Raw genomic sequence first — 22,452 nt, 5'->3', positions numbered from 1 at the left:
GCTACTGATCGACCGCCAAGAGAGCGAGTGGAAACGGAAATTAGAGATCCGTTATTGGTCACACACCGGAGGCATGTGCGGCCTCACCGTCGCTGCCTGTGCGCATTCGGCGACGCAACGGCATCACGAAGGGTCGTACGAGCGCAAATTGGAGTGCGTCCGCCTTCGCGCCGGCGGACCCGGGTGTCATGTGCCGCCGCCGTCCCGGCCGTTGGGCTCCGGGCCTCGCCTCTCCGGTGAATTGGTACGAAGCGTCCGGCGCCCGGATGTTCAACGGGCTTCCGGGAGAGTTCCGGCGGGCGCAAACGCGAATTGCCGAATGTCCCCTCCATCAGGCGAATCGACCCCTCGCCCCGCGTGTCCTGCGGTTCGGCGGAACATGCTCCCGGGCGTGTACGGATCACGCATATGGCGGCTGACAGCCGCCACCCTGCTCCTGCTGCTCGCCGTCCCCCTGCCGGCGGCGGCCGCGGACGACTGTGCGGTCGCCTCCATCGGCCAGGACGGCGGCTCGTCCGTCGCCGTGGGGGGCGAGGGGCGGTGCGGGGCGGTCATCGCGGAGCCCGAGCCGGAGCCTGCGCCACCACCGCCGCCTCCACCACCACCACCACCACCACCACCTCCGCCTCCACCACCACCGCCGCCTCCACCACCACCTCCGCCGCTCCCACCACCTCCACCGCCGCCCCCTCCTGCTCCCGCACCACCCGAGCCCGAGCCCAGCCCGACGCCCACTCCCTCACCTACGCCTACCGTCCGCCCCACACCCGAGGCCCCGGCCCGCGTCGCGCTGCCCTCCTACAGAAGGCCTGCCCGCAAGGAACCCAGGACCGGGCCGTCACTGGTCACGCTCACCCTTCTCATCACCGCGCCCGCCGTTTTCGCCGTGGCCGTGCTGCGGCCCCGCTCGTCCCGCTGACCGAAGAGGGGAACCCATGTCGGAATGGCTTGTTCTGACCATTGCGATGGCGTCGGCATGCGCTGTCGTCCTGACCACCGCCGTTCTCAGCAACCGCCGTATCCCGGAGGACGACGACCCGTCCGAGACCCCTGACGTCATCGAGTACATGACGATGATGATCGGCGTGGTGTACGCGATCGTGCTCGGCCTCGCCATCGCGGGCGTATGGGAGGGCCGTAGCGCCGCCCAGGAGTCGGTGCGTCTGGAGGCCCAGGCCCTGCACGAGGTGAGCGCACGTTCGGCCGTCTATCCGGCCGAGGTACGCGACCGCATCCGGGCCGACGTCGACGCGTACGTGGCTCACGTCATCGGCGACGAATGGAAGTCGATGACGGACCACCAGCGCCTCACCGACGAGGGCACCACGCTCCTGGACCAGGTGCGGGCCGACGTGACGGAGTACGAGCCACGGACGGACCACGAGGGGGAGGCGTACCAGCCGCTGGTGGACGAGGTGGCGGCCGTCGACGACGCACGGACGGCCCGCGCGCAGAACGCGGGCGCGACCATGCCGGGGGTCGTCTGGTTCGGTCTGATCACCGGGGCGGTGGTCACCGTCGGGCTGATCTTCACGCTCCAGATCCGCAGAACCTTCCGTGAACTGCTCCTGGCGGGCCTCTTCAGCGTGCTGATCGCCTTCCTCCTCTTCCTCATCTGGGACTTCGACGCCCCCTTCGGCCGGGGCATCTCGGCGACCACCGCTCCCTTCGTCCATCTGTTCCCGCATGCCACGGGTGGGTAGGAGCACTCCTCCCCGGGGCTCTCCCCCGGCCGGTGAGCCGGCCGGGGGACAAAGCTGCCCCATTCGCCTGACACCGATCGCGGGTGAAATGCGGCACTTCTACGGTTTCGAACATCGAGGTGCATTTTCACGCCTCGCGGAAATCCGTTCCGCGGCTGCTCCTCGGGACCCGGAGGATTCACCATGCGCGCGATACGTGTCGCACCCGTCGCCCTGCTGGGCGCCGCCGCCTGTGTTCTGATGGCACCGGCCGCGTCGGCCGATGTGCTGGGCGGCGGCCCGTCCACCTCGTTCACGCCGAGCATCACCCCGTCGAGCGTCGCGCCGGGGGGACGGGTGACGCTCGGGGCCACGGGATGCACCACCGATGCGACCGCGTTCTCGGGCGTGTTCGACACGGCCACCATCCCGAGCGGAAAGTCGGCCACGGCCACGGTCGACTGGGACGCCAAACGGGGTGCGTCCTACGAGGTGACCTTCCGCTGCGGCACCGCCACCAAGTCCGCCGATCTGACCATCACGAGCGGTGCCACCAGCTCCCCCACGAGCAGCCCCACCACGGCTCCCACGACCAGCTCCACGGCCTCACCCAGCGGTGTGCTGGGCGGTCTGGGCGGCAGCGTCGACACGATGGACCCCGCGGAGATCGCGGCGGGCTCCGCACTGGTGGCGGTCGCGTCGGCCGGTGCCTTCTACGTCCTGCGCAGGCGCCGTACCCACCGTCAGCACTGACAGCTCCTCACCGCACGCAGGCGGACGGCAGTCGCCCCGGGTCCTGATCCAGGACTCGGGGCGACGGGCGTATCGGGCCGGACGGGACGTTCGACGCGTCAGATCGCCGCATTGTTCATCCGACGACGACGGACGATGAAGACCGCTCCACCGATGGCCGCCGCCGCGACGAGGCCACCGCCGACCTGCGTCTCGACGGAGCTGGGACCCATCGAGCCGCCGAGGCCGCCCTGCGAGCCCCGCGAAGGAAGCACGGTGAAGCGTGCCGTCGCGACCGGGTCGCCCTGGTCACCACGGCCACCCTGGCCGCCGTTGCCGCCCTGACCGCCCTCGCCGCGCTGGTCCCCGTTGCCGCCCTGGCCGCCGTTGCCACCCTGGCCGCCGCCACCGTTGCCGCCGCCGAAGTTGTTGTCGCTGTCGTTGCACTTCACGGACAGGCTGTACTGACCGGGCGTCGCGTTGTTCCGGATGTGCGCGGTGGCGTAGCCGACCCGGCCCGGCGAGAGGTTCACCGTCGGGAAGGCGTTCGACCACACCTTTCCGCCGGAGTTGCCGCATCCCTCCGCGCTGACCTTCATCGTGGCGCCCTGGTGCACCGAGGACGGGTTGACCGTGACATTGGTCGGGACGTTGCTCGGGGTGCTGCCCGGCCCGCCTCCGGCGGCGGCCAGCGGGGCAGCGAGCCCGACCGCCGCGAACGCGGTTGCGGTCACCGCGAGAGTGCGTGAAGCACGCATCTTTGAACCTCCAGCGGGAAGCGCCCCGGAGTCCTGTCCTCCGGGAGTCGATGAGAACGCATCCCATGACGAACCCTCACCAGATACCGGAGGAGTCGCATTTCGGCACTGCTCCACCCCGGTGATCCGACACACCGTCAGCCGCGTACGAAACCTGACGGAGCCGCAGGTCACGGACCGTCAGAAGTTTTATCCGGTCATTACTCCGAAGTGAAGAAGTCGTCATGGGCGCACGATCGGCCGCCACCCGTTCGCTCGCCCCTGATCGCCGCCGCTCCGACCCGCGCCTAGCGTGACGATGTCGCGACGAAGGGAGAACCATGGGCCGGGACCAGTGGGGCGCCGGGCGGAGCAGACGCACACCGTGGGGCGCCATCGCCCTGGTGATGCTGACCGGACTCGCTCTCATGCGCAACGGCGTGGAGACGTCCCCCGGGCCGCCGCAACCGGCCGCAGCGGCCTCAGTCGCCGGGCCCCGGGACACCCCGGCGTCCGCCCCGGCCGACGGCGACCCGGTGCAACCGCTCGCGTACGCCCCCGCGGAGCGCATCCAGATTCCGTCGATCGACGTCGACGCGCCCGTCGTCGACGTGAACCTGGACCCGGCCGGCTGGATCGAGGCCCCGCCCGCCCAGGACCCGAACCTCGCCGGCTGGTACCAGAACGGCATCTCCCCCGGCGAGCGCGGCACCTCCGTGGTGGTCGGGCACGTCGACAACCTCGCCGGTCCCGCGGTCTTCTACGGACTGGGCTCTCTCGGCAAGGGGCAGCAGATCGAGGTGTCCCGCTACGACAACCGGGTCGCGGTGTTCGAGATCTACGGCATCGAGGTCTTCGCCAAGAACGACTTCCCCGGGCCCCGGGTGTACGGCGACACCGGTCACGCCGAACTCCGGGTCATCACCTGCGGCGGGGGGTACTCGAAGGCCAACGGCTACGACGGGAACGTCGTGGTCTTCGCCCGGCTGGTCGAGACGCGATAGCCGGCCGGGCGCCCTCCGTCAGCGGCGGTGCGGGACGGTGGGACGGTAGCCCCTCTCGATGAGCGCGGGCAGATACCGGCGCAGTGCGGCCACGCTCTGGGACCGGTTTCCGCCCGCGTCGTGCGACAGCACCACGACGCCGGGCGCCGCGCCCTTCTCGACCCGGCGGACGATGGTGTCGGTGCCCGGCGTGGTCCAGTCCGCCGTGTCGAGGGTCCAGGCCATGGGTTCCATGCCCATCGCGGCACCGATCTCGAAGGAATTGCGGTTCCAGGCGCCGTACGGAGCCCGGTACCAGAGCGGCGGGACGCCCAGCGTCTTCTCGATCACCTCGCTGGTGCTGCCCAGTTCATCGCGGATGGCGCCACGGGAGAGCTTCGGGATGAGGGGGTGCGACCAGGAGTGGTTGCCGACCACATGCCCGTCGTCGGCCATCTCCCGGAGCAGGCCACGGTTGTCGGCCGCCATCTCCCCGCAGACGAAGAACATCGCCCGGACGTCGTATCTGCGCAGCGTCGCGAGGATGTCGGGGGTGTACGCGGGGTCGGGGCCGTCGTCGAAGCTGAGCACCATGGCGTCGCTCCCCAGCTCGGGCAGCTCCTCGAAGGGCCGGGTGCGCACGGGCGGCGCGGCCGGCCGGAAGCGGGGCGGCGTGATCGCCGTCATGGGCCGCAGCCGGTAGGCGCCGGGGCTCGCCCGGGTGTGCGCCGGAGGTCCGGCGGCCGGGGCCGGTGGTTCACCGCCCGGGCGTGTGGGCGTCCCTGCCGGATCCGCCGCGATCGTGTGGACGGCAGTGGCGGCCCCCAGTGCGAGAGCGAGGCGCAGAAAGGTACGGCGTTCCGCCGGAATCTGATCATGTTTCATGACCAACTGCTCGCACGGAGCGACGCCACCGACTGCCGCCGACACCGGAGATGCCATGTTTTGCACCCGATGGATGGAGCCCTCGGGCGGGGAGCTGCCGGGCTCCCCGGAGGCGCCCGGAGGGCCGCAGCCGGCAGCGGCTACTCTCGGGGCCGTGACTGACCAGCAACACCACCGCTTCGAGCGTGGCACGGACGGCCCCAAGGTGATCGTCGCGGGCATCGACGGGTCCGAGTCCTCGATGCGGGCCGCGGCGTACGCGGCGGGCCTCGCCCGTCGGCAGAACGCCATGCTCGCCCTTGTCTACGTCCAGCCAGTGCTGTCGGCCGGAGCCGCCATGGGAGCTCCGGTCGCCGACACGACCAGTGAGGTCGCCGAGGGGTTGGTGACCGAGATCAGGACATCGGCCGAGCGGCTCAAGGACATATGGAATGTCCGGTGGGAGTTCCATACGTTCCACGGGGATCCGTACAACGGGCTCGTGACGGCGTCCGACGAACTGAAGGCGGACGCGGTGATCGTCGGCGCGTCCGAGTCCGCCGGGCACCGCTTCATCGGGTCGGTGGCTGTCCGGCTCGTGAAGGCGGGGCGCTGGCCGGTCACCGTCGTACCGTGACAGCCCGGGGTGTCACTTTCCGGCCACGAGTCCGTCCTTGGCCGCGCCGCGGCTGAGGACGACGGAGTGGATCCGGTCGCGGATCTCGCGCAGCCCGTCGCCGGTCTCCCCCGCCCGGCCTGACACCCCGGGGTCCAGGCTCACGACGCGACCGGCCTCGGGGTCGAACCACTGCGGAATGAATTCGGCCTTCTTGACGGCCCACCGCTGCCCCGGTTTCGCGGGCGGCTCGAAGGTGAAGCGGCCCATCGAGCTCTCGTTGCCGCGCGGGTCCTGCGCCCCCTCCTCGTTGACCATGGATCCGGCGACCTGGTCGCCCATGCCGTAGACGATCCAGGTGCCGTTGACCTTCTCGTACGCCTGGGGGACATGGGCGTGGGTGCCGATGATCAGGTCGATGTCGGGGCGGCCGCCGGTGCTCGACGCGGTGAGTTCGCGGCCGAGCCGGAGCTGGTCCTCGTCGGGGGCGTCCTGCCATTCGGTGCCCCAGTGCATGGAGACGACGACCACGTCGGCGCCCGCCTTGCGGGCCGCCCGGGCGTCCGCGACGATCCGGTCCTCGTCGATCAGGCGGACCGCCCAGGGCTGCCCGTCGGGCAGCGGAATGTCGTTGGTGCCGTAGGTGTAGGCGAGATGGGCGACCTTCGCCGCGTCCTTGCCCTTGCCCGCCCTGAGCAGGGTGGGGCGGGACGCCTCGTCGGCCGAGCGTGCGGATCCGGCGTGGGCCACACCGGCGCTGTCCAGCGCGTCGAGTGTGCGTCCGATCCCCTCGGCCCCGTCGTCCACGGTGTGGTTGGAGGCGGTGGAGCAGGAGTCGAAGCCGGTGGCGCGCAGCGCGCTCGCCACCTGGGGCGGTGACTTGAAGGACGGGTAGCCGGTGTAAGGGCCGCCGGCCTGGCCGTACACCGTCTCCATGTGACAGATGGCGAGATCCGCGCCCGAGACCGCAGGCGCGGCGCCCTTGAGCATCGGGCGGAAGTCGAAGCCCTGTCCGTCGGCGTCCGCTGCGGCCCGGGCGATGATCGAGTCGTGCGGCAGGATGTCGCCCGAGGCCAGCAGCGTGAAGCCACGGGACTCTTGCGCGCCCCCGGCGCCCGCGCCTCCCGCACCCCGCTCTCCCCCGAGGTGTCGGCCGGCGAAACCGGGGGTCAAGGACGGTCCGCCGCCGCAGGCCGTTGCGGTGGCGAGCAGCCCGGCGACGGCGACCGCCGCGCCCAGTCGGATGCGCTTGGTCATCTGCACGACTCCCAGTTCGGATGATTTCGGCCATCCGAATACACATATATTCATACCGACGAGTCAAGAACAAAAGCGACTAAGTACCTGAATCGGCCGTATCGCTCTCTGCCGACCGCTCACCGCACCACTCGCCGCTCCGTGCGACCGCTCGGCGCACACCTCGGTGCACCGGCTGTTCCCCCACGCCCCGATGCGTTCGTATACGCCAGGCGGGAGCGAGGCGTCAGGGGCCTCTTCGGGAAGGGACGTTCACGATGACCACTGCGACAACCGATGAGCGGGCCCTCGCCCAGCTCCAGCGGGAGCACGGGCCCGCGCTGTTCCACTTCCTGCTGGGACTGACGTTCGGCGACCGGCAGCGGGCGGAGGACCTGTTGCAGGAGACGCTCGTACGCGCCTGGCAGCACCCGGAGGCGTTCGACGCCCCCTACGACTCGATGCGCCCCTGGCTCTTCACCGTCGCGCGGCGCCTGGCCATCGACGCCCGCAGGTCACGTCAGGCCCGCCCGGCCGAGGTCAGCGACGCCGTGCTGGAGAGCGCCCCCGCCCAGGACGACACCGCGGACTCGGCGGTCCACGCCCTGGACGTGCGCGAGGCCGTGAGCGCGCTCAGCCCCGAACACCGGGCGGTGCTCGTGCAGATCTACTTCCGGGGGCTCAGTGTGGGCGAGACCGCGCAGGTGCTCGGCATACCCGCGGGCACCGTCAAGTCGCGCTCGTACTACGCGCTACGGCTGCTGAGCCGCAATCTGCCCGGTTATTCCAGCAGGTCGTCCATGTTGAGCAGGGCGAGCAGGGACACCGCCTCCGCGACCTCCACATAGTCCTCGGCGCATGCCTCGCACCTCTGGAGATGCCGGGCGACCGACCGGCACTCGTCCGCTTCCAGAGCATCGAGTACATAGGCGCCCAGCAGCTGCCGTACATGCGGGTCGTCGCCGCGGTCGGCGGTCATCGCACCTCGAATCTCCGGACGGTTCCTGCCCTTCTGCCCACGCGGGGCGCGCGTCCCCGGTTCAATGCTGCGTGTAGCCCGGTGCCGAGTCGAGAGAAGAGGCGAGACGGGATGCGTCCCGAACAACACGAGGGAGCCGGCGGGGGCAGGCTGCTGGTGCCGATGGCATGGATGTACTCGGAGTACATCGCGGACGAGGTCCTGGCGACCGGCGACCTGATGGAGCCGACGACCCTGGAGTACCGCGCGGGGCGCGACGCGCTCGCGCTGACGATCTTCCTCTCCGACGGGGCGGGCGCCGACGAGCTCCCCGCGGCGAGGGTGGACGAGCTGCGGCTGCTCACGGCCTACGGCGCGGCCTGGCGACGCTGGGTCTGCGCACGCCTCGATGCGCTGGAGCGGCCGACCACCCCTGCCCGGCTTCCGGATCCCGACCTCGCACTGGCGCGTGCCGCCTGGCGGTGGCTGGAGGAGACGGAGCTGCTGGCCGCGGACCTCGACGCGATCGGACCGCCCGCGTGGGAGCCGGTGGACGAGGAGACGTACGACGAGACGCCGCGTGACGAGGCGGCCGAGACACGGGTGTGGACGCCGGCGTGGCAGCTGGGGCTGCCGCTGGGCCATCTGGCCGTCCATCTGTACTGAGCGGCGTCCTGGCGGCCGGTCATGAACCGTGGACGCCCGCACGGTACTTGGGAAGCCGCACAGTGATCTTCATGCCCGCTCCGACGCCCGTCTCGATGACGAGGCCGTAGTCGTCCCCGTACACCTGGCGAAGCCGCTCGTCCACATTGAGCAGCCCTATGCCGGTGGAGGTGCCGCCCTCACCGCGCAGGATCTCCCGGAGGCGTTCGGGCTCCATCCCGGTTCCGTCGTCCTCGATGACGACCTCCGCCTCGGCGCCGGCGTCCAGCGCGCTGATCGTGATGCGGATCGGTGCGTCCGCCGGGGCGGCACCCAGAGGCCTGTCCGGGGTGACGGCGCCCTCCAGACCGTGTTTGACGGCGTTCTCGACCAGGGGCTGGAGGCAGAGGAACGGGAGCGAGACGGGAAGCACCTCGGGAGCGACCTGGAGGGTCACGGAGAGCCGCTCACCGAAGCGCGCCCGCACGAGCGCCAGATACTGGTCGATCGAGTGGAGCTCATCGGCCAGCGTGGTGAACTCCCCGTGCCTGCGGAACGAGTAGCGGGTGAAGTCGGCGAATTCCAGCAGCAGTTCACGTGCCCGCTCCGGGTCGGTGCGGACGAACGAAGCGATGGCGGCCAGTGAGTTGAAGATGAAGTGCGGGGAGATCTGCGCTCGCAGCGCCTTGATCTCCGCCTCGATGAGCTGCGTACGGGAGCGGTCGAGCTCGGCGAGCTCCAGCTGTACGCAGACCCAGCGGGCCACCTCTCCCGCCGCCCTGGCGAGCACCGCCGACTCACGAGGGGCGTAGGCGACGAGGGTGCCGAGCACCCGGTGGTCGACCGTCAGCGGGACGGCGACGGCCCAGCGCAGCGGGCAGTCGAGGTCGCCGCAGTCGCTGTGGAAGGCGGTGTCCCTGCCGCTGGCGAGCAGCCCCTCGACCTGGTGCATCACGTCCTCGCCGTGGTGGTCCCCCTCGCCGTCCCACACGAGCACCCGGTCGCGGTCGGTGAGGCACAGGGCGTCGGTGCCGAGCAGCGAGCGCAGACCGCGCGCCGACCTGCGCGCGCTCTCCTCGGTGAGCCCGGCGCGCAGCGGGGGCGCCGCGAGGGAGGCCGTGTGCAGGGTCTCGAAGGTGGCGTGCTCGACGGGTGTACCCACATCGCTGGTGCGTACGGGACGGGCGGTGCGGCCCAGCAGGAAGCCGGCGCCGAACAGCAGCAGGGCGAGCACGGTGATGACGGCGATCCCGGCTGCGGTCATCGCACACGCCCCGAGGTCAGCGCCTCCGGCAGATGGAAGCGGGTCATGGCCGCGTTGGTGCCCGGCGGTATCCGTCCCGGAGTGGCCAGGGACACCAGGATCATCGCGAGGAAGCCGACCGGTACGGACCAGACCGCGGGCCAGGCCAGCAGGGCGTGCGGCCAGCCCGGCGGGCGCACCGCTCCGCTGACGGTGATGGCCACGGACAGCAGGGCGGACCCGCCGCCGAGCAGCAGCCCCGCGATGGCGCCCGGCGGGGTGAGCCGCCGCCACCAGATGCCGAGGACGAGCAACGGGCAGAAGGACGAGGCGGAGACGGCGAAGGCCATGCCGACGGCGTCGGCCACCGGCACCCGGCTGACCACCAGCGAGCCGGCGAGCGGTACGGCGATGGCCAGGACGGTGGCGAGCCTGAACTGGCGTACGCCCCGCGAGGGCAGGACGTCCTGGGTGATCACTCCGGCGACGGCCATGGTGAGCCCGGAGGCCGTGGACAGGAACGCGGCGAAAGCACCGCCCGCGAGGAGCGCGCCGAGCAGATCACCGCCGAGGCCGCCGATCACCCGGGCGGGCAGCAGCAGTACGGCGGCGTCGGCGTCACCGCCGTGCATGAGTTCGGGTGCGTACAGGCGGCCGAGGGCCCCGTACACCGGGGGCAGCAGATAGAACAGGCCGACCAGGGCGAGCACCGCGACGGTGGTGCGGCGGGCGTCGCGGCCGTTGGGGCTGGTGTAGAAGCGGACCACCACATGGGGCAGGCCCATGGTGCCGAGGAAGGTCGCCACGATCAGTCCGTACGTCGAGTAGAGCGGATGGTCGGCGCGGAAGACGGAGAGCTGCTCGTCGAAGCTGACCCGGGGCCGTCCGTCGCCCTGCCAGGCCAGCACCAGGAAGATCGCCGGCACCAGCAGCGCGGTCAGCTTCAGCCAGTACTGGAACACCTGCACGAAGGTGATCGAGCGCATCCCGCCCGCCGCGACGGCGACCACCACGACGGAGGCGACCAGCACATCGCCGAGCCAGCCGGGCGCACCGGTGAGGATCTTCAGGGTGAGTCCCGCACCCTGGAGCTGCGGCACCAGGTACACCCAGCCGGCGCCGACGACGAACACGCTGACCAGCCGGCGCACCTGCCGTGACTCCAGCCGCCCCTCGGCGAAGTCGGGAAGGGTGTACGCCCCCGAGCGGCGCAGCGGAGCGGCGACGAACACCAGCAGCACGAGATATCCGGCGGTGTAGCCGACCGGATACCAGAGCATGTCGGGACCGTGCACCAGCACCAGACCCGCGATGCCGAGGAAGGAGGCGGCCGACAGGTACTCGCCGCTGATCGCCGCGGCGTTGAGCCTCGGCCGTACGGTGCGCGACGCGACGTAGAAGTCGGAGGTGGTGCGGGAGATCCGCAGTCCGAAGCCGCCGACGAGGACGGTGGCCAGGACGACGAGGGCGACCGCCGCCACCGCCGCGGGGTGGCCGGGTGCGCTCACGGTGCGGGGAGGCCTTCCACGAGTCTGGCGAAGTCACGCTCGTTGCGCTCGGCCCTGCGCACGTACCACCAGGCGGTCAGGGTGAGCGGCGGATAGGTGGCGAAGCCGAGCACCGCCCAGACCAGGGCGTTGCTGTGCAGCGCCTCGAAGACCAGGGGAAGAGTTCCGGCGACGAGGGCCAGTACGGCGAAGGCGGTGAGCCCGGCGCGGAGCTGACTGCGCATCAGCGAGCGGACGTAGGCACCGCCGAGCGCGGTCTGCTCGTCGATCTCCGACTGGGCACGGTAGCGGGGCAGTGGACGCACCCGCCGGGGCTCGCCCATGACCACTTCGCGCCGGGGCGTGCTCTCTGCGGACATGGGCCCGGAGTGTAGGCGGCGCAGGGCCGGGCTGGGAAGGGCCGCCCTAACGACCTGATCCGCTCTCTATCGCGCACCAGGTCGTAAGATCGAGCCAGGTCAGCGGCCGGTCTGGCGCATCAGGAGGTCGCGGAGCGCGCGCGTGTGACGTCGGCTGACCGCGAGCTCGGCGGTCCCGATGCGGACGCTCATGCTGCCTGCGTCCAGCCTGAGTTCGTCGATCCGGTTCAGCGCCACGAGGTGGCGGCGGTGGATGCGTACGAATCCCCTGCTGCGCCAGCGCTCCTCCAGGGTGGTGAGCGGAATCCGGACGAGATGGCTCCCGGTCGAGGTGTGCAGCCGGGCGTAGTCGCCCTGGGCCTCGGCGTACGCGATGTCGTCGACCGCTACGAAGCGTATGACCCCGCCCAGCTCCACCGCGACCTGGTCGGCGGCCGCGTCGTGGAGGGACGCGGAGCGCTCACCGACCTGCTCGGCGACCCGGCGGACGGCCTCGGCCAGACGCTCGCGGCGGACGGGCTTGAGTACGTAGTCGACGGCCTTGAGGTCGAAGGCGTGCACGGCGAAGCCTTCGTGGGCGGTGACGAAGACGATCAGCGGAGGCGAGGCGAACCCGGCGAGGAGCTGGGCGACATCGAGGCCCGTGAGCCCCGCCATGTGGATGTCCAGGAACACGACGTCGATCGCCGAGGCGTCTTCGGGCCCCGCGTCGACGGCGCTGCCGATCCGGCGCAGCGCCTCGGTGGCGCCCGTGGCGCCCTCGGCACTCCGGATGCGGGGATCGGCGCGCAGGAGGTAGAGGAGTTCCTCCAGGGCGGGTTCTTCGTCGTCGACGGCGAGTACGCGCAACATGAGGCCGGAGTTTAGGGGGTCAGGCGCCTGGGCGGCGGCGTCGCGGCGCCTTTCCCCGGGATCACTTGAGCAGGCGGGACAGCCGTCGGTCGGCGAGTGGCTTGCCCCCGGTCTGACAGGTGGGGCAGTACTGCAGCGACGAGTCGCTGAACGAGACCTCAAGCACGGTGTCGCCACAGACGGGGCAGGGCTGACCTGTGCGGCCGTGGACGCGCATGCTGCTCTTCTTCTCGGCCTTGAGCCGGCCCGCCGCGACGCCCCGGGAGCGTTCGACCGCGTCCTTCAGCGTGGTGCGCATCGCGTTGTACAGATGGGTGATGTCGTTCTCGCCGAGTGCCGTGGTGAGCTTGAAGGGTGACATCTTCGCGACGTGCAGGATCTCGTCGCTGTAGGCGTTGCCGATGCCCGCGATCAGCGACTGGTCGCGCAGGGCACCCTTGAGCTGCCGGCGCGCCCCGCCGAGCACCATCGCGAACGCCTCCCGGTCGAAGGAGTCAGCCAGCGGATCGGGCCCCAGACGTGCCACCCCGGGCACGTCGGCCGGATCGTGCACCAGGTGGACGGCCAGGCGTTTGGTGGTGCCCATCTCCGTCAGGTCGAAGCCGTCGCCGCCGGTGAGGACCGTCCGCAGGGCGAGCGGTCCCTTGCCGGGCCGGGGCGGGGTCGCGGGGAAGCTGTCCTTCCACCGGAGCCAGCCGGCCCGCGCGAGGTGGATGAGCAGATGGAGCTGCCCGGCCGTGATGTCGAGGAATTTGCCGTGCCGCTCCACCGAGGTCACGGTGGCGCCTTCGAGGGCGGTGGGCGGCGGGTCGTACGTCTTCAGGACGCTGATCGCGAGCGGCAGGACGCGGGCGATCTCCTTGCCGACCAGTTGGTCGTCGAGGAAGTCCCGCAGCGCTTCGACCTCGGGCAGTTCGGGCATGACTCCAGCCTGCCGCAACAGCCCCGTCCGTGCCCACCGGTGTACGGAGCCCGTTCAGACGGCGGGCAGCTTGTAGACCCGCTGCGCGGTGCCCGCGAAGACGGCCCGCCGCGCGTCAGGGCCGAGCGGGCGGGTCAGCTCGCTCGCCGCGTCCAGGACCTCGGTGTAGCCGGCGGCGAGCCGGCACACGGGCCAGTCCGAGCCGAACATCAGCCGGCCGGGTCCGAAGGCCTCGACGAGGATGTCCGTGTACGGGCGCAGGTCCTCCACGGTCCAGGACCGGGGGTCCGCCTCGGTGACCAGGCCGGAGAGCTTGCAGGCGGTGTTGGGCAGCGCGGCGAGCGCCCGCAGACGGCCGGCCCATGGATGGGTCGTGCGCCGGGCCACGGGCGGTTTGCCCGCGTGGTCGAGTACGAAGGTGAGCTCGGGCAGCAGCGCGGCGGCGCGGGCTGCCGCGGGCAGTTGGTGGGGCAGGACGATCAGGTCGTAGACGAGTCCGGCGGCGGCGACGGCCCGCAGCCCGCGCAGGACGTCGGGGCGCAGCAGCCACTCCGGGTCGTCCTCACCCTGGACCTGGTGGCGGATCCCGACGAGCCGCCCGCCGCCGGGCAGGCCGCGAAGGGCGGCGAGGGTGTCGGCGATGTCCGGCGCGGTGAGGTCGCTCCAGCCGACGACACCCGCGACGAGTGTGCTGCGCTCGGCGAGCGCGAGGAGTTCGGGTGTCTCGTCGGCGGCGGTGACCGTCTGGACGAGCACGGTGGCGACGACCCCGGCGGCCCGCGCCTCGGGCTCCAGGTCGGCGAGGGTGAAGGTGCGGCGGATGGGGGCGAGTTCCTCGCCTGTGATCCAGTCCTGGTCGCGCACCGAGAGGTCCCACACGTGGTGGTGGGCGTCGATGACCGGCAGGGGTGTCATGTCACAGCAGCCCTTCCGCGCGCAGGTCGTCCCAGAGCGCGTCCGGTACCGGTGTACGCAGCCGCGCCGCCGCGTCCCTCGCCTCGTCCGGCGAGCGCATCCCGACGAGGGCCCCGGCGACGGCCGGGTGGCGCAGCGGGAAGTGCAGGGCGGCGGCGCGCAGCGGAACGCCGTGTCCTTCGGTGACGGCCCTGATGCGTGCGGCCCGCTCCAGGAGGGGCTCGGGGGCCGTCGCGTAGTCGTACATCGCGCCGGGGCGCGGGTCGACGAGCAGCCCGGAGTTGAAGACACCTCCGACCACCACGCTGCGGCCCCTGGCGAGGGCCTCGGGCAGCAGGGTGTCGAGGGCGCTCCGGTCGAGCAGGGTGAAGCGGCCGGCGCAGAGGACGGCGTCCACGTCGGTCTCGCGCAGGAAGCGGGTGAGCATCGCGGTCTGGTTCATGCCGGCTCCGATGGCGCCGACCATGCCCTCGGCGCGGAGTCTCTCCAGCGCCGGGTAGCCCTCGCGGAACGCCGCTTCCCCGTGGTCGTCGGGGTCGTGCAGATGGACGATGTCGACCCGGTCGAGGCCGAGGCGTTCGAGGCTGTCCTCGACGCTGCGGCGGATGCCGTCGGCGCTGAAGTCCCAGCGGCGCCTGTGGGTGTGCGGTACGGCATATCCGTCGGACAGTCCGTGCAGGCCCGCCGCCCGTCGGGGGGTCAGCGGGTCGAGCAGGCGGCCCGCTTTCGTGGACACCGTGTAGGCGTCCCGGGGCCGGTCGCGCAGGGCCTCGCCCAGGCGTCGTTCGGAGAGTCCGAGGCCGTAGTGCGGTGCGGTGTCGAAGTAGCGGACGCCCTCGTCCCACGCGGCGTCGACTGCGGCTGCGGCCTGCCCGGGATCGACCTCGGTGAAGAGATTGCCGATGGCCGCCGCGCCGAAGCCGAGTTCGGTGATCTCGACCGTGCTGCTTCCGAGTCTGGTGCGCCGCATGCCTCTGCCGCCCTCGCCGGTGATCCCTGATGGTCCGTAGAGGGACTATTCATCGGATCAATCGGCTGCGTCAACAGGTCGGGAGTATCGGCGCTCACGCCGGTGCGGGCACCGTGGGGACGAGTGTGTGCAGGTCGTTCAGCTCCTCGCGGACCGCGCGGGCCAACTGGTCCAGATCGGGCAGCGCCTTCCCGTCGGCGACCAGTCCGACCTGTACCCCTCCGCCGTAGGTCGTCAGGGCGACGGCCAGTGACTGCCCGCGGGCCAGCGGTGCCATGGGGTAAAGGGCGCGCAGGGGGCATCCGGCGAGCGAGAGCGCCGAGCGGGGCAGGGGCACGCTGGTGACCAGGATGTCGAAGAGCATCCGCGCCGCGTTCCCCGCCAGCGGCGCTCCGAACCGGTGGGCCAGCGCGGGCAGCTGGTCGGCCAGTACGGCGACGGCGCCCGCCCCGCGCAGCGGTCCCGCCGCCTTGTTGCGGTCCATGCCCGTCCGTACCAGGCGCAGACGTTCCCGCGGGTCGGGTTCCCCGACGGGCAGCCCGAGCAGATACGCGGAGAGCTTGTTCCCGGTGGCGCCGCCGCCGGGACGCCGCCGGGAGACGGGGACCAGGGCACGGGGGTCGGCGCCGGGGAGCGGCTCGCCGCGTTCGAGCATCCAGCGGCGCAGCGCACCGGCGACCACGGCGAGCAGGACGTCGTTGGCCGTACCGCCCACGGTGCGCCGGATCCGCTGAACCGTTTCGGCGTCCAGCTCGGCGGTGGCCAGCCGGCGCGTGCCGCTGGAGCGCGCGGTCAGCGCCGTCCCGGCGCGCAGATCGAGGCGGCTGGCGCGCACGACGGATGCCCCGACCCCCAGCGCCCGGCCCATCTCCCCGAGGCGGTCCATCGCCATCCCCGCGGCCTCGTAGGGTCCGGGCAGCCAGGAGCGGGGCGGCACGGGCTTCCGGCGGCGCACCGTGCCACGACCCGCACCGGCGGAGGCGATCTGGTCGAAGATCCCGGCTCCGATGGCGACGGCCCGCATCCCGTCGGCGAGCGCGTGGTGCAGCTTGACGAGTACGGCGAACGGGCCGTCACCCGGGCTGTCGAGGAGGAACATCTGCCAGGGCGGCAGGCCCCGCCCGAGCGGCCTCTCCATGAGCTCTCCGGCGAGCCGGGTCGCCTCCGCCATGAAGTCGCCCTCGGGAAGCACCACCCGTGTGACATGGCGCTGCACGTCGAAGTCCTTGTCGGTGAACCAGGCCGCACCGCCGACGGGCAGCAGGACGTCGCGCACGCGCATCCGCAGCCGGGGAATCGCGGCGGCGCGGGCTCCGAGCAGCTCCAGCAGGTCCTGCGGGGCCACGCCGGGTACCGGGTCGAAGACGGCGAGCGCACCGAGGTGCATCGGGTGGGCGTCTGATTCGAGGTGCCAGAAAGCCAGATCAAGGGGTGCCAGGAGCTCGGTACTCAACGGGGCCTCGCGTCGTCGGCAGCGGAACGGCGGGATCGCAGTCAATCCCGCACGGTCGATTACGGTCAAGCACGGACATGTTACGTACTGTTACAGTCTCGCGCTGTCGCGGCAGCCGCGCTACCGGCGCTCCGGGATGCGGAACTCGCACCACACGCACTTGCCGTTGCCCCGGGACTCCACTCCCCAGATGTCGGCCATCCGGTCGACGAGCATGAGCCCGCGGCCCGATACACCCGACTCCCCCGCGTCCCTGCGGCGAGGCAGTGCGCTTGAGCGGTCCTCGACGTCGACCCTGAGGCGGCGATCGGGTCCGGTGAGCATCCGGATGGTGACGATGGCGCCGCCGTCGGTGTGCATCAGCGCGTTGGTGATCAGTTCGTCGGCCGCGAGCTCGACCTCGTCCGCCCGGCCCTTGGCGCCCCAGGCACGCACCGCCGCCCTGATCATGTGGCGGGCGGACGTCAGCGCCTCCGGGTCGTTCTGCGCGACATGCTGCTGGAGCCGGCCGCCAGGATGCGGTGCGTGGGCCGCGTTACGGCGCAGCAGGAGCAGCGCCATGTCGTCCCCGCCGCCACGCTCGTCGACGACCTCGCAGAGCCGGTCGGCGAGGTTCTGGAGGTCCTGCGGACCGTCACGGACCGTGGAGGCCAGCAGGCGCATGCCTTCGTCGAGGTCGGTGCCGGGCAGCTCCACCATCCCGTCGGTGTAGAGGATCATCGTCTGGCCCGGGTCCAGGTCGACGGTGCTGACCGGGTATTCGAGCTGCCCGAACTCCGCGGAGAGGCCCAGTGGCATGCCACCGTCGACCGGGAGCTTGCGGCAGCTCCCGTCGACGTCCCGCAGGACCGGATCGACGTGCCCCGCCCTGACCAGCTGCACCACGCCCGTCGTCAGATCGGCTTCGGCGTAGGTACAGGTGGCGAAGCGGTCGGTGTCGAGCTCATGGAGGAAGACCGACGCCCTGGCCATGACCGTGGGCGGGCTGTGCCCTTCGGCCGCGTAGGCGCGCAGCACGATCCGGAGCTGCCCCATGACGGCCGCCGCGTGCGTGTCGTGCCCCTGTACGTCGCCGATGACGGCGCCGACCCGGCCGCCGGGCAGCGGGATGATGTCGTACCAGTCGCCACCGATGTCCTGGCCGAGCCGCGCGGAGCGGTAGCGGACGGCGACCTGGGCCCCGGCCACCTCGGGGATCCGGCGCGGCAGCATCGCCTGCTGGAGCCCTTCGGCGAGGTCGTGCTCCTGTTCGTAGAGCATCGCCCGCTGGAGGCTCTGGGCGATCGAGCTGCCGAGGGCGACCAGCAGGTTCCGCTCGTCGCCCGTGAAGCCGGCCTTGTTGCCGTAGAGGAGCCCCAGTGCGCCGATCGGGCGTGCCTGGGCGATGAGCGGCAGGTAGGCGGCGGCTGTGATGCCGAGGTGGCTGATGTGCGGCCACAGGATGGGGTACGAGGCCGCGAAGTCCTCGGGCGTCTCGATGAAACGGGGCGTGAGCGTGCGGATGACCTCACTCATCGGGTAGGGCTCGTCCGTGCGGGTGTAGCGGGTGCCCTGCACGAACGCCCCCTCAGGTCCGTCCGCCACCAGATGGATGCGCCCGGACTCCAGGAGCCCCATGACGAGGCTGGTGGCACCGAGGTCGGCCAGGCCACGGGAGCTCTTCAGCACATCGCTGACGTCCTTGACCGTCCGGGCGTGGGCCAGGGCCGCGGTGGTGCCCTCCACCAGGCTCGTACGGCGGCGGCGCTCCTCGTCGACGGTCCGGCGGGCGGTGGATTCGGCCAGTTCCTGCGTGGCGTCGCGGACGATCCCGATGATGCGGCGGGGCCGCCCGGTGCCGTCACGACGGATGAACCCCTGGGTGTGGGTCCAGGACAGGGCGCCGTCGCGCTGCATCCTGCGGAAGTACGCGCCGTAGTTGCTGCGGCCGCTCTTGAGGGCCTGCGAGACCATCGAGTCGAGCCGGGTCGCCTCATCGGCGGGCACGCGCCTGGCGAGCCCCGCCGGGTGCCCGTCGTACTCGTCGGGGCGCAGGTCGAACACTTCGAGCGCGGGCTCGTCCATGTGCATGAGGCCGCTGTCCAGATCCCAGTCGAAGCTGCCCATTCGGTTCAGGGCGAGACTGAGGTCCGGGTGGGCGGGCCAGTCGTCCGGGAGTGACAGGGCACCCGCTACCCGATCATCCATGTGCGACACTCTGCCATCATTTGTCCGATTCCTCGACTGAACTGCGCCTCATCTCCGCCGTGAACTCCATCAAGGCGGTCCCGGGTACGTCCGATGGCTCGATCTCGCACCGCGACGGGCCGTGTCAGCCGTCCGCAGGCCCGGACTTGCGGATACCGGGAGTGATGGAGTGGTTCACCGCAGACGGCTACCGGCTGAGCTGCTGGGCCAGAACCCGTTTCCCGACGGCCCGCCCGCCCATGTCCGGGCAAGGGTCTTCCACTAGCGGTACACGGACCGGCAGGAGCTGCGGGCCACCGGATGCTGGCGGGACCGCGCCTACGTACGGGATTTCATGAGGCCGGTGGCCCGGCCCTTGGACACACCGCCGCCCCCGTCCGGGGGCGGGGGCGGGGGCGGCAGCTGAGGCGCCGTTCGAACAGACAGGCCTGGATCAGTCGATTCCGGGCAGGATGTGCGGCTCGGCGAGATCGTCCTCGTAGCCGGCCAGCCTGATCGGTGCCGACCTCGCCCAGACCTCGATGTTCCGGAGCTTCTCGGGCCCGTGGCCCCGTTCTCCGGTCGGCTCGGTCCGGCGCGTCTCGGTCTTCGTCATGTCAGGTGTCACCGCGGACTCCTTTGTGTCGCGTTACCCCGGGCGGTGGCGACGCTGCGGCTGTGAGAACCGTGTCGACCGCCCTCTGCGGGGCAGGGGCAGAAACAGTTCGGTCGCGGTGGCGCCGGTACGGGGTGGGACGGCAGACTGCTTACAGACCTGTCCCAGGACGGCCGAGGAAGCTTCGTGGATCCCTTGGTGGCGTCCGTTCACCTCAGACTAACCAAATGAGCGCCGTCCCGCTCGACAGAACGTGTGGCCTGGGTCACTTTCAGCCAACAGAAGGAGCCGCGGTCACCAGGCAGCGGGGGCGTAGTCCTTCAGGAAGCAGCCGTAGAGCTCCTCGCCCGCCTCGCCGCGCACGATCGGGTCGTAGACCCGGGCGGCGCCGTCGACGAGGTCCAGGGGGGCGTGAAAACCCTCCTCCGCGAGACGGATCTTGTCGGGGTGCGGCCGCTCGTCGGTGATCCAGCCGGTGTCGACGGCCGTCATGAGGATGTGGTCCTTCTCGAACATCTCCTGGGCGCTGGTGCGGGTCAGCATGTTCAGCGCGGCCTTGGCCATGTTGGTGTGCGGGTGCCCCGCGCCCTTGTAGCCGCGGCCGAACACGCCCTCCATCGCGGAGACGTTCACGACGTAGGCACGCTCGGACGCGGCCCTGGACATCGCGGGGCGCAGCCGGCTGATCAGGATGAAGGGTGCCGTGGAGTTGCAGAGCTGGACCTCGAGGAGCTCGATCGGCTCGACCTCGTCGACGGTCTGGATCCAGCTGTTCGTGTCGTGCAGGTCGGGGACGAGCCCGCCTGCGTCGATGGCGGTGCCCGCGGCGATACGGGCGGGCGAAGCGGACCCCGTCACCAGGGCGAGATCCGTGACGTCCTGTGCGCTCAGGCCCCGCCCCTCCTTGCGGGCGGCGGGCAGCGCGGCGACCCGGTCGACGGTGCCGCTGCCGAAGGTGCCGATGACCTCGGCCGCCGGAAGCTCACCCGCGGGCAGCGGGGAGGACTCGGCGGTGAGCAGCTCGCTGTAGGCGCCCGGGGAGCGGCGGACGGTCTGCGCGGCGTTGTTGATCAGGATGTCCAGCGGTCCCTCGGCGGCGACCGAATCGGCGAGCGCGACGACCTGGGCGGGGTCACGCAGGTCGATGCCGACGATCTTCAGCCGGTGGATCCACTCGTCGCTGTCCGGCATCGCCTTGAAGCGACGGATGGCGTCGTTGGGGAAGCGGGTGGTGATGGTGGTGTGCGCGCCGTCGCGCAGCAGCCGCAGCGCGATGTACATGCCGATCTTCGCGCGGCCACCGGTGAGCAGGGCGCGGCGTCCGGTGAGGTCGGCGCGCGCGTCGCGGCGGCTGCGGTTCTCCTTGGCGCACGGCGGGCAGAGCTGGTGGTAGAAGGCGTCGACCTCGACGTAGCGGGTCTTGCAGATGTAGCAGGACCTGGGGCGCTGGAGTATGCCCGCGATCTCGGCGGCGGCCGACGAGGACGGGAGGACGCCCTGCGTCTCGTCGTCGATGCGCTCGGCCGAGCCGGTCGCCGTGGCTTCGGTGACGGCCTTGTCGTGCGCGGTCTTGGCGGCGCGGCGCTCCTGGCGGCGGCGCTGCTTCACCGTGCGGTAGATGCCCGCGGTGGCCCTGCGTACGGCGATGGCGTCCGGGTGGTCGACCTCGATGGTGTCCAGCTCGTCGAGCACGCTCAGGCAGACGGCAAGCCGCTCCGGGTCGATACCGGGACCGAACGCGTCGACACCGGGAGCGAACTCCTGGCTGTCCTCTGTCACCGTCATTTGCCGTTCCTCTGTCACTCGTCGCTCATGCCGCTGCCGGGGCTTCGGTGGGCAGTGGTCCGGCCGGGAGCCGACGAGGGCGGGCGCGCACGGGCGGAATGCCCCGGTCAAGTCTGCCATGAGCCGGACGCCGCCCGGTTCGGAGACGGAAGGCACTCGAACCCTCACGGACCGTCACATTCAAAGGCGCCATTCGGCCTTGTCTTGCGTTTCCGGGAAAAACTTCGGCCCTCGGTGGCATTACTTCCTGTTCTCCGGGCATGCGCCCCGTCAGTGCATCGGACACCAGGGAGGGTGACACCATGACGACCATGTCAGTGCGGACCACCGAAGCGATCGGCACAGCGGAGACGCGGTGCGACGAGGCGGGGGCGGTTCCCGACGTGGCGGCGCTGCCCTGGATCGAGGACGCGGGCAAGGTGGCCCCGCAGGACGCGCGGACCATGTCGAAGCTCTTCTTCGACCGGCTCCAGGTCCTCGAGGAGGGGACCCATGAGTACCAGTACGCGCGCAACACGCTGATCGAGATGAATCTCTCGCTGGTGCGCTTCGCCGCCTCACGGTTCCGTAACAGGGGCGGCGACGACACCGAGGACATCATCCAGGTGGGCACGATCGGCCTGATCAAGGCCATCGACCGGTTCGACCTGTCGCGCGAGGTCGAGTTCGCGACCTTCGCGGTGCCCTACATCGTCGGCGAGATCAAGCGGTTCTTCCGCGACACGACCTGGTCCGTGCATGTGCCGCGACGCCTGCAGGAGCTGCGGGTCGAGCTGGCGAAGGCCAAGGAGCAGCTGTCGGCCGAGCTCGACCGCGACCCGACGGTCGCGGAGCTCGCCGCGCACCTCGATCTCCCGGAGGAGGAGATCATCGAGGGCCTCGTCGCCGCCAACGGCTACTCGGCGGGCTCGCTGGACACCCCGAACGCCGACAGCGAATCGGGCAGCGACCAGCGCGCGTACGCCGATCTCCTGGGCGACGACGACCCGGGGATGGAGAACGTCGAGAACCTGCACACCCTGGCTCCGCTGCTGCGGCAGCTGGACGACCGGGAGCGGAAGATCGTCCGTATGCGCTTCGGGCAGGAGATGACCCAGGCGCAGATCGGCGAGGAGCTGGGTGTCTCGCAGATGCATGTGTCACGCCTGCTCAGCAGGATCGTCCAGCGTCTGCGCACGGGCATGAGCGTCGAGGTCTGAACCACGGCGTA

General features: G+C 71.1%; 23 protein-coding genes and 1 pseudogene. 8 read left to right on the top strand and 16 right to left on the bottom strand.

Annotation, left to right across the window (positions count from 1 at the left end):
• Window positions 1–551: 551 nt before the first annotated feature.
• Entirely contained in the window at window positions 552–743 is a 192-nt protein-coding gene (locus AB0C75_RS15590; protein WP_362891209.1) for a hypothetical protein, read from the bottom strand.
• Window positions 744–935: 192 nt separating this feature from the next.
• Between AB0C75_RS15590 and AB0C75_RS15585 the strand changes: the two genes are divergently transcribed.
• Entirely contained in the window at window positions 936–1,703 is a 768-nt protein-coding gene (locus AB0C75_RS15585; RefSeq protein WP_362890955.1) for a DUF4239 domain-containing protein, read from the top strand.
• Window positions 1,704–1,886: 183 nt separating this feature from the next.
• Window positions 1,887–2,435, top strand: coding sequence for a hypothetical protein (locus AB0C75_RS15580; RefSeq protein ID WP_362890953.1), 549 nt, complete (start codon window positions 1,887–1,889; stop codon window positions 2,433–2,435).
• 98 nt (window positions 2,436–2,533) lie between these two features.
• Here the strand turns inward: AB0C75_RS15580 and AB0C75_RS15575 are convergent, their stop codons facing one another.
• Window positions 2,534–3,172: a hypothetical protein gene (locus AB0C75_RS15575; protein ID WP_362890951.1), complete on the bottom strand. Its 639-nt coding sequence runs from the start codon at window positions 3,170–3,172 to the stop codon at window positions 2,534–2,536.
• A gap of 320 nt (window positions 3,173–3,492) precedes the next feature.
• On the opposite strand from AB0C75_RS15575, the gene AB0C75_RS15570 reads away from it, so the two are divergent.
• Complete coding sequence (locus AB0C75_RS15570; protein ID WP_362890949.1) at window positions 3,493–4,155, top strand: class F sortase; 663 nt, start codon at window positions 3,493–3,495, stop codon at window positions 4,153–4,155.
• An 18-nt stretch (window positions 4,156–4,173) separates the two neighbouring features.
• Here AB0C75_RS15570 and AB0C75_RS15565 read toward each other — a convergent pair whose 3' ends face one another.
• A complete protein-coding gene (locus AB0C75_RS15565) occupies window positions 4,174–5,019 on the bottom strand; it encodes a polysaccharide deacetylase family protein (protein ID WP_362890947.1) in 846 nt (281 codons plus the stop codon).
• A gap of 154 nt (window positions 5,020–5,173) precedes the next feature.
• Between AB0C75_RS15565 and AB0C75_RS15560 the strand changes: the two genes are divergently transcribed.
• On the top strand, window positions 5,174–5,635 hold the full coding sequence (locus tag AB0C75_RS15560; protein WP_362890945.1) for a universal stress protein: 462 nt from the start codon (window positions 5,174–5,176) through the stop codon (window positions 5,633–5,635).
• 12 nt (window positions 5,636–5,647) lie between these two features.
• Here the strand turns inward: AB0C75_RS15560 and AB0C75_RS15555 are convergent, their stop codons facing one another.
• Window positions 5,648–6,871, bottom strand: a complete 1,224-nt coding sequence (locus AB0C75_RS15555; RefSeq protein WP_362890943.1) for a CapA family protein — start codon at window positions 6,869–6,871, stop codon at window positions 5,648–5,650.
• A 257-nt stretch (window positions 6,872–7,128) separates the two neighbouring features.
• On the opposite strand from AB0C75_RS15555, the gene AB0C75_RS15550 reads away from it, so the two are divergent.
• The gene (locus tag AB0C75_RS15550) at window positions 7,129–7,698 is read left to right on the top strand and encodes a sigma-70 family RNA polymerase sigma factor (protein ID WP_362890941.1); all 570 of its coding nucleotides are present in this window, start codon (window positions 7,129–7,131) and stop codon (window positions 7,696–7,698) included.
• Here the strand turns inward: AB0C75_RS15550 and AB0C75_RS15545 are convergent.
• Entirely contained in the window at window positions 7,632–7,829 is a 198-nt protein-coding gene (locus AB0C75_RS15545) for a zf-HC2 domain-containing protein (protein WP_362890939.1), read from the bottom strand. The two genes, AB0C75_RS15550 and AB0C75_RS15545, sit on opposite strands and share 67 nt — an antisense overlap.
• A gap of 111 nt (window positions 7,830–7,940) precedes the next feature.
• On the opposite strand from AB0C75_RS15545, the gene AB0C75_RS15540 reads away from it, so the two are divergent.
• On the top strand, window positions 7,941–8,474 hold the full coding sequence (locus tag AB0C75_RS15540) for a hypothetical protein (protein ID WP_362890937.1): 534 nt from the start codon (window positions 7,941–7,943) through the stop codon (window positions 8,472–8,474).
• Between the two features lie 19 nt (window positions 8,475–8,493).
• Here AB0C75_RS15540 and AB0C75_RS15535 read toward each other — a convergent pair whose 3' ends face one another.
• From AB0C75_RS15535 to AB0C75_RS15495, 9 genes are all read right to left on the bottom strand, one after another.
• Window positions 8,494–9,717, bottom strand: coding sequence for a histidine kinase (locus AB0C75_RS15535; protein WP_362890935.1), 1,224 nt, complete (start codon window positions 9,715–9,717; stop codon window positions 8,494–8,496).
• Window positions 9,714–11,204 (bottom strand): cation acetate symporter, encoded by a 1,491-nt coding sequence (locus AB0C75_RS15530; protein WP_362890933.1) that lies wholly within the window; start codon window positions 11,202–11,204, stop codon window positions 9,714–9,716. Before AB0C75_RS15530 ends, AB0C75_RS15535 begins: the two co-directional genes overlap by 4 nt.
• The gene (locus tag AB0C75_RS15525) at window positions 11,201–11,563 is read right to left on the bottom strand and encodes a hypothetical protein (RefSeq protein ID WP_362890931.1); all 363 of its coding nucleotides are present in this window, start codon (window positions 11,561–11,563) and stop codon (window positions 11,201–11,203) included. Before AB0C75_RS15525 ends, AB0C75_RS15530 begins: the two co-directional genes overlap by 4 nt.
• Before the next feature lie 99 nt (window positions 11,564–11,662).
• The gene (locus AB0C75_RS15520; protein WP_362890928.1) at window positions 11,663–12,415 is read right to left on the bottom strand and encodes a LytTR family DNA-binding domain-containing protein; all 753 of its coding nucleotides are present in this window, start codon (window positions 12,413–12,415) and stop codon (window positions 11,663–11,665) included.
• 61 nt (window positions 12,416–12,476) lie between these two features.
• Entirely contained in the window at window positions 12,477–13,337 is an 861-nt protein-coding gene (locus AB0C75_RS15515) for a DNA-formamidopyrimidine glycosylase family protein (protein WP_362890926.1), read from the bottom strand.
• A 54-nt stretch (window positions 13,338–13,391) separates the two neighbouring features.
• Window positions 13,392–14,252, bottom strand: a complete 861-nt coding sequence (locus AB0C75_RS15510) for an amidohydrolase family protein (RefSeq protein WP_362890924.1) — start codon at window positions 14,250–14,252, stop codon at window positions 13,392–13,394.
• A gap of 1 nt (window position 14,253) precedes the next feature.
• Window positions 14,254–15,222, bottom strand: coding sequence for an aldo/keto reductase (locus AB0C75_RS15505; RefSeq protein ID WP_362890922.1), 969 nt, complete (start codon window positions 15,220–15,222; stop codon window positions 14,254–14,256).
• A 94-nt stretch (window positions 15,223–15,316) separates the two neighbouring features.
• Window positions 15,317–16,675, bottom strand: coding sequence for a wax ester/triacylglycerol synthase family O-acyltransferase (locus AB0C75_RS15500; RefSeq protein ID WP_362890920.1), 1,359 nt, complete (start codon window positions 16,673–16,675; stop codon window positions 15,317–15,319).
• A gap of 120 nt (window positions 16,676–16,795) precedes the next feature.
• Window positions 16,796–18,862 carry a SpoIIE family protein phosphatase gene (locus AB0C75_RS15495; RefSeq protein ID WP_362890917.1) on the bottom strand — a complete coding sequence of 689 codons (2,067 nt, stop codon included), beginning with the start codon at window positions 18,860–18,862 and terminating at the stop codon, window positions 16,796–16,798.
• A 199-nt stretch (window positions 18,863–19,061) separates the two neighbouring features.
• On the opposite strand from AB0C75_RS15495, the pseudogene AB0C75_RS15490 reads away from it, so the two are divergent.
• Window positions 19,062–19,268: pseudogene (locus tag AB0C75_RS15490) on the top strand (lipase maturation factor family protein); the annotation flags it as partial.
• A gap of 27 nt (window positions 19,269–19,295) precedes the next feature.
• Here AB0C75_RS15490 and AB0C75_RS15485 read toward each other — a convergent pair.
• Together AB0C75_RS15485 and AB0C75_RS15480 are read right to left on the bottom strand one after the other, a co-directional pair.
• Entirely contained in the window at window positions 19,296–19,469 is a 174-nt protein-coding gene (locus tag AB0C75_RS15485) for a hypothetical protein (RefSeq protein ID WP_362891207.1), read from the bottom strand.
• 282 nt (window positions 19,470–19,751) lie between these two features.
• Window positions 19,752–21,242, bottom strand: a complete 1,491-nt coding sequence (locus tag AB0C75_RS15480; RefSeq protein ID WP_362890915.1) for an SDR family NAD(P)-dependent oxidoreductase — start codon at window positions 21,240–21,242, stop codon at window positions 19,752–19,754.
• 302 nt (window positions 21,243–21,544) lie between these two features.
• Between AB0C75_RS15480 and AB0C75_RS15475 the strand changes: the two genes are divergently transcribed.
• Complete coding sequence (locus AB0C75_RS15475; RefSeq protein ID WP_362890913.1) at window positions 21,545–22,441, top strand: RNA polymerase sigma factor SigF; 897 nt, start codon at window positions 21,545–21,547, stop codon at window positions 22,439–22,441.
• Window positions 22,442–22,452: the final 11 nt, after the last annotated feature.

This window comes from Streptomyces sp. NPDC048565 (assembly GCF_040650935.1).
Classification (GTDB): domain Bacteria; phylum Actinomycetota; class Actinomycetes; order Streptomycetales; family Streptomycetaceae; genus Streptomyces.
Note: the sequence above shows the minus strand (reverse complement) of the source record. Positions and strands in the feature narration are given on the sequence as shown.